The 11,042-nt window shown below is 53.9% G+C and carries 10 protein-coding genes; 7 read left to right on the top strand and 3 right to left on the bottom strand.

Going from position 1 to position 11,042, the window contains the following annotated elements:
• Positions 1–9 precede the first annotated feature (9 nt).
• A complete protein-coding gene (locus ACVWZ0_RS17110; protein ID WP_253459101.1) occupies positions 10–912 on the bottom strand; it encodes an AraC family transcriptional regulator in 903 nt (300 codons plus the stop codon).
• A gap of 673 nt (positions 913–1,585) precedes the next feature.
• Here ACVWZ0_RS17110 and ACVWZ0_RS17105 point away from each other — a divergent pair.
• From ACVWZ0_RS17105 to ACVWZ0_RS17090, 4 genes are read left to right on the top strand one after another with little or no spacing between them, the layout of a single operon-like run.
• On the top strand, positions 1,586–2,995 hold the full coding sequence (locus ACVWZ0_RS17105; RefSeq protein WP_253459104.1) for a sugar porter family MFS transporter: 1,410 nt from the start codon (positions 1,586–1,588) through the stop codon (positions 2,993–2,995).
• A 16-nt stretch (positions 2,996–3,011) separates the two neighbouring features.
• Positions 3,012–4,022, top strand: coding sequence for a Gfo/Idh/MocA family protein (locus tag ACVWZ0_RS17100; RefSeq protein ID WP_253459107.1), 1,011 nt, complete (start codon positions 3,012–3,014; stop codon positions 4,020–4,022).
• 19 nt (positions 4,023–4,041) lie between these two features.
• Positions 4,042–4,476, top strand: coding sequence for a PTS sugar transporter subunit IIA (locus ACVWZ0_RS17095; RefSeq protein WP_253459110.1), 435 nt, complete (start codon positions 4,042–4,044; stop codon positions 4,474–4,476).
• A gap of 45 nt (positions 4,477–4,521) precedes the next feature.
• On the top strand, positions 4,522–5,463 hold the full coding sequence (locus ACVWZ0_RS17090; protein WP_253459113.1) for a sugar phosphate isomerase/epimerase family protein: 942 nt from the start codon (positions 4,522–4,524) through the stop codon (positions 5,461–5,463).
• Between the two features lie 88 nt (positions 5,464–5,551).
• Here ACVWZ0_RS17090 and ACVWZ0_RS17085 read toward each other — a convergent pair whose 3' ends face one another.
• On the bottom strand, positions 5,552–5,905 hold the full coding sequence (locus tag ACVWZ0_RS17085; RefSeq protein ID WP_253459116.1) for a hypothetical protein: 354 nt from the start codon (positions 5,903–5,905) through the stop codon (positions 5,552–5,554).
• 256 nt (positions 5,906–6,161) lie between these two features.
• The gene (locus ACVWZ0_RS17080) at positions 6,162–7,280 is read right to left on the bottom strand and encodes an ABC transporter ATP-binding protein (RefSeq protein ID WP_253459119.1); all 1,119 of its coding nucleotides are present in this window, start codon (positions 7,278–7,280) and stop codon (positions 6,162–6,164) included.
• 327 nt (positions 7,281–7,607) lie between these two features.
• On the opposite strand from ACVWZ0_RS17080, the gene ACVWZ0_RS17075 reads away from it, so the two are divergent.
• The 3 genes from ACVWZ0_RS17075 (at position 7,608) to ACVWZ0_RS17065 (ending at position 11,040) form a co-directional block, all read left to right on the top strand.
• On the top strand, positions 7,608–8,828 hold the full coding sequence (locus ACVWZ0_RS17075) for an extracellular solute-binding protein (protein ID WP_253459121.1): 1,221 nt from the start codon (positions 7,608–7,610) through the stop codon (positions 8,826–8,828).
• 72 nt (positions 8,829–8,900) lie between these two features.
• A complete protein-coding gene (locus tag ACVWZ0_RS17070; protein ID WP_301289828.1) occupies positions 8,901–10,178 on the top strand; it encodes a carbohydrate ABC transporter permease in 1,278 nt (425 codons plus the stop codon).
• Between the two features lie 10 nt (positions 10,179–10,188).
• Positions 10,189–11,040, top strand: a complete 852-nt coding sequence (locus ACVWZ0_RS17065; protein WP_253459124.1) for a sugar ABC transporter permease — start codon at positions 10,189–10,191, stop codon at positions 11,038–11,040.
• Positions 11,041–11,042: the final 2 nt, after the last annotated feature.

Raw genomic sequence — 11,042 nt, 5'->3', positions numbered from 1 at the left:
TCCGGCGCGCTATGCGCTTGCTGACTGCTGGCCCGGCGTCGGCACATTTTTCAGCTCGCCAGTTAACCAGAACTTTTTATAGCGAGCGGGCGGGATGCCTACCAGATTATGAAAAATACGATGAAAGTTATTGACGTTGTCATAGCCTACCGCATTCGCCACTTCCGTTACGCCCAGTTCGGTGCTGAGTAATAAAGACTGCGCTTCGCCGATCCTGCGTCGGGTCTGATACTGTTTAGGCGAATAACCTGAAAAAGCTTTAAACAGATGCGCCAGATAAAAACGATTCATTTGCAGTTCGGCCGTAATTAAACGGAAATCAAGATTGTCTTTATAATGTTCGTCAATAAAATCTTTAATACGCTGGCCTGGCGACAGTGCGTCAGGATCGCTAACTTCGTTTTTCTCCGCCCAGATTGTCCGACAAATTAACAGCAGCGCCTGCAATAAGCTGTGGCCCGTTTCGCTGGCGTAGGGCTTTTTACTGTTGATATGTTGCCACATCTGTAAAAAGAGCTGGCGGATTTCGTCGTAATAAACGCCGCTCGGCATCATCGCCGTCTGGCCGCGCGGCGTTAAATGATTTAGCGGCAGCCCGTGAATACTGAGCTGTTCTACGCCGCAGCTGAATAACATCAGGTCGTCCGTAGCGTGCGGGCATTCGTCATGCAGCACGCCTGCATTAAACAGCAGCAGATCGCCCTGTTTCGCCTGATACTGACGCCCGTCGATATGATAAGTGCCGCTGCCCTGCATAATAAACATCAGCTCAAACCGCTCTTGATGACGGTGCATCACGCGCGGCGTGGCGGCGCCAATGCCGTCGGCCCGGCACATAAACAGCAAACGCGGCCGCATGCCGTTTGCAAAGCCGCCCGTGGCGGAGCAGTCGTTCAGGCAAAATGTCAGCATAATTTCTCCCGTGGCGTTCATCACTATTCTTACATCAATAGTCGCTGGCTGTAATCATCAAAATTAGTTTTTATTTTTCTATAAACTGCTGATTGATAATGGATATAGAAAAATAGTCGGCCAGAAAATCTCTGTTTTTGCTTTATGCCGCCGCAATCAACCAGCAAAAACGGCTGCCGTTCCACCGGTCGAGTCTTTTTTGAGCACATTTTGAAATAAAAGGTTCAACCGCCATCCCGTCGGCAAAAAGGTAAATCCCCTTTTTCGGTATGGCTTTTTAATGTTGACCGACAGGACGAAAATCATCAAAACGGCAGAATAAAAGCCTGATTGCCGCTCCAGTTACCAGCGTAATTAATGCCGTAAGATATTATCTTCCTTGTTATTTTTAATAAAAGTAAGCGTAGAAATAATCTCTTCATTCTTGCTAAGTCAACGCGTTAAAATCAGTTTGTGATTGCTGTCACCCGCTATGGGAAAATTTAAGCGGAATATTGATCTCCACCACGGTATGAATTTTTCGTTATCTTTCTATATGGCCTTTTTCTTTCACTTCGGTATACCCTTTTCTCTGTCCGCTGTAGCCTGGGATTGTTTTTAAACGGCGGCAACAGCCATTAACGGTTTATAAAAAATGATGCAAGGCGTTCCTTAAAACCAGACGGAAAACCCTATGTATAATAAAAGTCACCTGCAAAATCCCAACCGAATGCGCTTTATTACGCTGGTCTCTACTATCGGCGGATTATGTTTCGGCTATGATACCGGCGTAATTTCCGGTGCATTAATTTTTATGAAATATGATTTTAATTTAACGCCGGTGCAGGAAGGTTTTATTACTTCCTTTTTGCTGTTCGGCGCGGCGTTGGGATCGCTGTTCGGCGGTTATTTATCCGATAAGCAGGGGCGGCGGAAAAACCTGCTGTGGGTCGCGGCGATATTTATTATTGGCGCGCTGGGCACGGCTTTCGCCTGGAATGTCCCTTCCATGATCGTCGCCCGCTTTGTCCTTGGCCTGGCCGTCGGCTGCGCTTCGGTAACCGTGCCTGTTTACATCACTGAACTGGCGCGGCCAGCCCAGCGCGAGCGACTGGTTACGGTCAATGAGCTGATGATCGTTACCGGCCAGTTCCTCGCCTACTCGATGAACGCCGGTATCGTTAATTTTTATCCCGATATGTCGCATAACTGGCGCATCATGCTGGCGATCCCGGCTATTCCCGGCGCACTGCTGTGGATCGGGATGCTGATGATGCCGGAATCACCGCGCTTTCTTCTGCGCCACGGCGAAACCGATAAAGCCATAAAGGTGCTGAAAACCATCCGTCTGCCGCAAGAGGTCGATCGTGAGGTCAAAGAGATACAGCGCATTCTCCAGATTGATACGGCACGGCTGAATATCTTTGCCGAGCTGAAAAAACCCTGGGTTATCCAGCTGATTCTGATTGGCCTGATGATCGTGCTGGCCACACGCGTGACGGGCGTCAATACCATCATGTATTACGCGCCGACAGTGCTGAAAGCTACTGGTCTGGGCGATGCGGCCGCGGTCACCGGCGCGGTGGCCAACGGCGTGGTCTCCATCCTCGCAACGCTGCTGGGCATGGTGCTGATTGGCAAACACTCGCGCAGAAAAATCTTTTTCACCGGGCAGGCTGGCGTCACCCTGAGCCTGGTGCTGATCGGACTCTCCTTTAAGCTTTTCTTCCATACCGAAATCCAAAACGGCGTGGAGAGTCTGCATGCCGATTTTGCGAGCGCAAGCTACATCATCCTGGGTCTGATGCTGCTGTTTCTGGTCTTTATGCAGGGCTGGATAGCGCCGGTTTTCTGGCTGATGCTGGCGGAAATCTATCCGCTGCGGATGCGCGGCCTTGGCATGGGTATCGCCGTGTTCGGCCTGTGGATCTTCGACTTTATTATCCAGTCCATCTTCCCGCTGCTGCTGCATCACTATGGCGGCGGCATGACCTTTGGCTTCTTCGCGGCGACCAATGTCGTGATGCTGATCCTGCTGGTTAAATTTCTGCCCGAAACGCGCGGGCTGACCTTAGAACAGATTGAAAATAAATTCCGCTTTTAAAAGTGAGGTAAACGCAATGCCAGTAAATATCGGACTCATTGGCCTGGGCATGATTGGCCGCGATCATCTGCAACGCTTCAGTACAGTAATTAATAACGCCAGAGTCACGGCGGTGTGCGATATCAATAGCGGCGTAGCGGATACGCTGGCGAAGCAGTACCAGGCCACCGCTTATTATGACGCTATTGAGATGATTCATTCAGAAAGCGTGGACGCCATTTTTATTTGTTCTGTCGGCCCTGTGCACAAGGAACAGATCCTGGCCGCCATCAAAGTCGGCAAGCCAATATTTTGCGAAAAGCCGCTGACGCCGACCGCTGAAGAATCGAAAGCCATTATCGATGCGGAAACGGCATACGGTAAACGATTGCTACAGCTGGGCTTTATGCGTCGCTTCGATCCCGGCTATATCGAACTGAAAAAGAGCATCGATGCCGGCGAGCTGGGCGATATCCTGCTGATGCACTGTGCGCACCGCAATCCTTCCGTACCGGAGAGCTATACGCTGGAAATGGCGATTAACGATTCAGCAACCCATGAAATCGACATCATCCGCTACCTGCTTAACGAAAACATTGTTTCGGTACGCGTCGATATACCGCGTAAAAAAACCAGCCGCGCGCTGCCGCATTTGCAGGATCCGCTGATGGTGATTTTTGAAACGGAATCGGGCGTGCGCATCGATGACGAACTGTTTGTTAACTGCAACTACGGTTACGACATCCAGTGTGAAGTTATCGGGGAAAATGCTATCGCCAGCCTGACAGAACAGGCGCTAACCGTGAAGCGATCCGTCAGCGGCGCCGGATACCCTATCGCCAAAACCTGTATGGAACGCTTTGCCACTGCCTACGATCGGGAGGTGCAGAACTTTATCGACAATATCAGCAGCGGCAGAGAGATGAGCGGGCCGTCTTGCTGGGACGGTTACGTCGTTGCGCTGGTGTGCGATGCGGGACTCGCTTCATTGCAGGATGGCTTAAAACACGAAGTCACCGTGCCGCCGCGTCCGGCGCTCTACCGCTAATCATTAACAGGAACCGACTATGCTGGCACTTTCGCAGGACGACCTTTTTCTCGACTGCCAGGCCTCGTCAAAAACAGAGGCGATCCGTCAGGCAGCCGCAGCGCTGGAGCAGGGCGGCTACGTAAAGCATGGCTTCTTTGATGCCATGCTGGCGCGGGAAAGCAGCGTATCGACTTATCTGGGCGCGGGGATTGCTCTGCCGCACTGCGCTAAAGAGCGCATCGATCTGGTGATTAAAACCGGCTTTCAGGTTTTTCAGTTTCCACAGGGCGTGAACTGGGGGAAGGGCAAGATCGCCTTTATCGTGGTAGCGGTAGCGGCGAAGCAAAACGAGCATATCCAGGTTATCGCCGATATCGCTGACCTGTTTAGCAACGAATGGAAAAGCACGCTGCTGGCGCAGGCAACCAGCAAAACCGATTTTATTACGCTGTTTGTAAAGCCGGAATTTTAAACAGGCCGACAGCGCAATCCAGACCTGATGAATTAAGGATCACCCATGAAACTTGCACTTTGTACGGACGTCCTGGCAAATTTGTCATTTGGCGAAATGCTGGATCGGGTAAAAAGCTACGGGATTTACGGCGTGGAGATGACGGCAGGCGGCTGGTCGCCCTGTCCGCATGTGCCAACCGATGAGCTGCTGGCCTCTGCGGAAAAGCTGGCCGCTTTCCGTCATGAACTGGAACGGCGCGATATGGAGATCGTGGCGCTGAACTGTTCAGGCAATCCGCTGGCGCCTGGCGAGCTGGGGGAAAGGCACAGCAACAGCAGCTACAAAACCATTGAGCTGGCGGCCAGGCTGGGCGTGAAAAAGATAGTGATGATGAGCGGCCTGCCGGGCGGCGGCCCGGAAGATAAAATCCCAAACTGGATCGCTTCGACCGTATCCTGGCCCGACTATATGCCTGGCGTGCTGGCTTACCAGTGGGAAGAGGTGGCTATTCCCTGGTGGAAAAAATTTGTGCAGCATGCGCGTCAACACGGTATAGAGAAAATTGCTATAGAAGCCTTTCCGAGCCAGCTGGTTTACAACGCGTCGACGCTGCTTAAGCTACGTAGTGCGGTGGATGAGATGATAGGGATCAACCTTGATCCTTCGCATCTGATCGCCATGGGTGCCGATCCGATCGCCGCCGCCAGAAAGCTGGAAGGCGCGATATTCCACGTGCACGGCAAAGATGCGCGCATTGAGCGCGGTCTGGCGGATATTGATGGACTGATGGAAACGCAGCCGGTAACGGAAACGAAATCCAGAACCTGGAACTATGTAGCGGTGGGCTGCGGGAAAGATTTACTGTGGTGGAAGGAGTTTTTCTCCGTGTTGCGCATGACCGGCTACAACGACTATGTCGCGCTGGAAATGGAAGATTTGACGATGAGCGTTGAGGCCGGGCTGCAAACGTCAATTGAGGCGCTGAATGCCAGCATCAGCCGCTAGCGTTCGCTCCCCATCGGTCTGTGAAACCCTGTAGAGCCATAAAAGAAAAGGCCGCATAAGCGGCCTTCAACTCGATCACGATAAGCGATTACTCAGTGACTTTCTTTTTCAGATCGCTGGCGCCTTCTTTGGTCTTATTCCAGCCTTTTTCAGTGCCTTCTTTGGTTGCATCCCAACCTTTTTCGGTACCTTCTTTGGTCTTATGCCAGGTTTTCTGCGTGCCTTCGCTGATTTTGCTGGTGGTGTCGTGGCTTTTGCCTTCCGCCGCGTGTTCAGACTTCAGCTTCAGCTCTTTGCCTTCATTCTGGGTCTGGTGCAGTTTCTCTTTTGCCGTGTTGGCGCCTTCGTTAGCGGCGGCTACGGTGTCGTCCGTTGCGTGTGTGGCGGCAAAAACAGGAGAAGCCAGCAGCAGGGCAGAAAGTGCAATAATCGTTTTTTTCATGATTTCCTCACCAAACATTGATCCGTTGTGTAGTTAAGCATGGCACGGCAAATGACGCCCCGCCTTAGGAATAACCTGTATTTGAGCATAGCTGAAGCGGGCGATTTTGCTGCTTTACCGGTGGAATGGCGGTTAAAAAGCGCTTACGCAGGGATAAAGAGAAGGATTGCAGCAGCGAGAAAGCGGGGCCGGATACTGACGAACACAAAGTATCCGTCCGGCAGGGCCGAACGGAAAGAGGGCGGTATCATATCGATCAGGCGGCACGTACCTGCGGCATGGCGATATCGGCGCTGATGCGGGTTCCCTCGGCATCAAACACCATGCAGTGATGGGGGTAAAACCCAGGCTGTAAATGTTGATAAGGGCGGAAATGCACGTCGCCCGGCAGCAGCATCTTGAAGCCGTCGTGGCCGTGGCCCTGGCCAAACAGATAAGTATTGTTGCCAAGCCGTTCAACCACTTCGCAATGGAAATTGAGATGCAGCGGCGCGTCGCCGCCAATCTGCAGCTGCTCTGGACGAATGCCCAGCGTAATGGCGTCGCCCGGCTGCAGCTGGCGCACCGGCGGCGGCAGCTGTAGCGTATGCTCGCCCTCATTGATACTGGCGATCAGTCCGCCGGTGCCGCACTGCTGCACGCGCGCCGGCAGAAAATTCATTTTCGGCGAGCCGATAAAGCCCGCCACAAAGCGGTTTACCGGATTATAGTAGAGCGCCATCGGCGATCCGACCTGTTCCACCTTGCCGTAGTTCATTACCACGATCTTATCCGCCAGCGTCATCGCCTCGATCTGGTCGTGGGTGACATAGACCATGGTGGTTTTCAGTTCCTGATGCAATTTGGCAATGTGCAGCCGCATATCGACGCGCAGTTCCGCGTCCAGGTTCGAGAGCGGCTCATCGAACATAAACACGCGTGGGTTGCGCACGATAGCGCGACCGATAGCGACGCGCTGGCGCTGCCCGCCGGAGAGCTGCTTCGGTTTACGGTCGAGAAGGTGGGCAAGCTGCAGCGTTTTCGACACCATCTCAACCTGATGCTGAACCTGCGCTTTCGGCACGCCGTTAACCTTCAGGCCGTAGCCGATATTCTCCGCCACCGTCATATGCGGATAGAGCGCATAGGACTGAAAGACCATCGCCACGCCGCGATGAGCGGGCGCAACGTCATTCATCACCTCATCGCCAATTAAAATCTCGCCGTCGCTGATCTCCTCCAGTCCGGCAATCAGCCGCAGCAGGGTGGATTTACCGCAGCCGGAAGGGCCGACAAAAACGGCAAACTCGCCCGCCTCAATATCAAGCTCGATATTTTTCAGCGTTTCTGTTTTTCCAAAGCGTTTGGTGACGTTTCTCAGTCTGATGCTGGACATGCGGATCCTCATGGCGAAAAGGTTTGGCTGTGGAAGTATGTAGTACGTATAACAATTACGAGCACTTCACGTCAGCCTTGATGGTGCCTGCTTTGACTATAACGCCGCCCTGATGCACGCCCTATCGCTGTTGTTGATTTCTGTAATACCGATCACACATTGATGCGAAGGGGCTGGAGCACGACGGAAGTTACGCGTAGCTTAAGCCCACAATGCGATACGTCGTTCCTGCTTTATAGATTGTGAAAGTCGAGTAAAACCGCGAACTGCGCACATGATTTCAGCATCTTTTAGTTTGAAATGTCATACCTTCACATGGGGTCTTTAATGAGAATCAAAACTGGCGTTACGCTTCTTCTGTCAGCCCTGATGCTGAATCAGGCGGCCTGGGCCGCACCACAGCTCACCGTCTGGGAAGATATTAAAAAATCGGACGGCATCAAAACGGCGATCGTCGATTTTCAAAAGCAATTTAACGTTGAGGTGAAGGTGCAGGAAATGCCGTTCGCCCAGCAGATCGAAAAATTACGGCTTGATGGCCCGGCCGGCATCGGCCCGGACGTGCTGGTGATCCCTAACGATCAGCTTGGCAGCGCGGTAGTGCAGGGGCTGCTGGCACCGCTGAACGTCGCGGCGGCAGAGCAGGCGGCCTACACGCCATCGGCCATGGCGGCATTTGTGCACGATAAGGTGGTTTACGGCATCCCGAAAGCGGTGGAAACGCTGGTACTGATTTACAACAAGGATCTGCTGCCGTCACCGCTGAAATCACTGGATGAATATCGCGCTTTCTCTCAGAAGCAGCGCGCGGCGCAGCAGTACGGCCTGCTGGCTAAGTTCGACCAGCTTTACTACAGCTGGGGCGTGATGTCGCCAATGGGCGCTTACATCTTTGGCAAAGACGGCAAGGGCGCGCTCGCGACCCAGGATGTCGGGTTAAACACGCCCGGCAGCGTTGAAGCGGTGACTTACCTCAAGCGCTTCTTCAGCGAAGGGCTGTTGCCGAGCGGCATTATGGGCGACAACGGCCTGAATGCCATCGACTCACTGTTTACCGAGAAAAAAGCCGCGGCGGTTATCAACGGGCCGTGGGCCTTCCAGCCTTATCAGGCGGCGGGCATCAACTATGGCGTAACGCCGCTGCCGCTGCTGCCCAACGGCAAGCCGATGAGCTCGTTCCTGGGCGTAAAAGGCTATGTGGTGTCGACCTGGAGTAAAGATCGGGCGCTGGCGCAGAAGTTCATCACTTTTATCAACCAGCCGCAGTATGCGAAAGAACGCTATCAGAAGACGCAGGAGATCCCGCCGGTGACCGCGCTGATGAACGATCCGATCATCAAAAACGATGAGAAAGCGAATGCGGTAGCGGTGCAGGCGACCCGCGCCTCCGCGATGCCGGGCGTGCCGGAGATGCAGGAAGTCTGGGGCCCGGCCAATGCCGCGCTGGAGCTGAGCGTTTCCGGCAAGCAGGAACCGAAGGCCGCGCTGGATAACGCCGTGAAGCAAATTTCAATGCAGATCGAAGCGATGCAGGCCAGTAACCAGTAATGCAGGTTCGCGGGGCAACCCGCACAGGATAAGGATCCGGGTGTGACTATTTCTTCCGATGAAAAGCTGGCGATGCCTAAGCGTCCGCGCCGCCATGCGACGACCGGCGCGCTGCTGGCGCTGCTGCCTGGCTGCGGCCAGTTTTACCACCGCCAGTGGGCCAAAGGGCTCTGCTTTCTGGTTTTGCTGTGCAGCTTTACCGGCGTCTTCCACGATTTTCTCCGCGAGGGGCTGTGGGGGCTTTATACGCTGGGCGAAGAGGTGCCGCGCGATAACTCGATCTTTCTGCTGGCGGAGGGCATTATCAGCGTGCTTATCGTTGCCTTTGGGGTGGCGATTTGGGCGCTGTCGGTGCGCGATGCCTGGCTTAACGGCGCAAAGCGCGATAACCATCAGCCGCTGAACAGCGTGCGCCAGCAGTATCAGCTGCTGCTGCGTGACGGCTTTCCCTACCTGATGATTTCGCCCGGCTTTATCCTGCTGGTGTTTGTGGTGGTGTTTCCGATCCTGTTTGGTTTCGCCATCGCCTTCACCAACTATAACCTCTATCACACGCCGCCGGCGAAGCTGGTGGACTGGGTCGGCTTCAAAAACTTCGTTAATATTTTCACCCTGTCGATCTGGCGCTCCACTTTCCTGGACGTGCTGCAGTGGACGGTGGTGTGGACGCTGCTGGCCACCACGCTACAGTGTAGCGTCGGCGTCATGCTGGCGATCCTGGTCAACCAGAAAGACCTGCGCTTTAAACCGCTTATCCGCACTATTTTTATCCTGCCGTGGGCGGTGCCGGGCTTTGTCACTATTTTGGTGTTTGCCGGTATGTTCAACGACAGCTTTGGCGTGATCAACAATGCCATTCTCCATTTCTTTGGGATTGCGCCGAAGGCGTGGATGACCGATCCCTTCTGGAGTAAAACCGCGCTGATCCTGATGCAGACCTGGCTCGGTTTTCCGTTTGTCTTCGCCATGACCACCGGCGTATTGCAGGCGATCCCCGACGATCTCTACGAGGCGGCGATCATGGACGGCGCCAGCGCGTGGACGCGGCTGAAAACCATCACGCTGCCGCTGGTGCTCTACGCCATTGCGCCGATCATCATCACCCAGTACACCTTCAACTTTAATAATTTCAACATTATCTACCTGTTTAACAACGGCGGGCCGGCGGTAGCGGGATCGAACGCTGGCGGGACCGATATCCTGGTGTCATGGATCTACAAGCTCACCATGTCGTCATCGCAGTACGCTATCGCCGCCACCATCACTATTTTGCTGTCGATTTTCGTGGTGGGCCTTGCGCTGTGGCAGTTCCGCGCAACCCGATCGTTTAAACAAGATGAGATGGCGTAAGGAAGCAATTATGGCGAAGTCCGTGAGTATTAAACGCGAAAAATGGGTGCGCCTGTCGTTGACCTGGCTGGTGGTGTTAGCGGTCTCGACCATTATTATTTATCCGCTGATCTGGACGGTAGGCGCGTCGCTGAACGCCGGCAATAGCCTGCTCAGCAGCTCGATTATCCCGGAAAACGCCTCGTTGCAGCACTATCGCAACCTGTTCAACGGCACCGTGCCTTACCTGACCTGGTACTGGAACTCGATGAAAATCAGCTTCCTGACCATGGTGTTGACCCTGCTCAGCGTCAGCTGTACGGCCTATGCCTTTTCGCGCTTTCGCTTCAAAGGACGGCAAAACGGGCTGATGCTGTTTCTGCTGCTGCAGATGATCCCGCAATTTTCCGCGCTAATCGCTATTTTCGTGCTGTCGCAGCTGCTGGGGCTGATTAACAGCCATATTGCGCTGGTGCTGATATACGTGGGCGGCATGATCCCGATGAACACTTATCTGATGAAGGGCTATCTCGATTCTATCCCTAAAGATCTGGATGAATCGGCACGCATGGACGGCGCGGGCAACTTCCGTATCTTTGTGGAGATTATTATGCCGCTGTCGAAGCCGATCCTGGCGGTGGTGGCGCTGTTCTCCTTCACCGGGCCGCTGGGCGATTTTATTCTGTCCAGCACCATCCTGCGTACCCCCGAGCAATTTACGCTGCCGATTGGCCTTTATAACCTGGTGTCGCAAAAGATGGGCGCCAGCTACACCACCTATGCGGCTGGCGCGGTGCTGATTGCGCTGCCGGTCGCCGTCTTTTATCTGGCACTGCAGAAATACTTCGTCTCTGGCCTGACCTCAGGCGGCACCAAAGGATAAAT

The organism is Erwinia sp. TECH1, from assembly GCF_054057575.1.
This window is presented reverse-complemented; position numbering and strand designations above follow the sequence as displayed.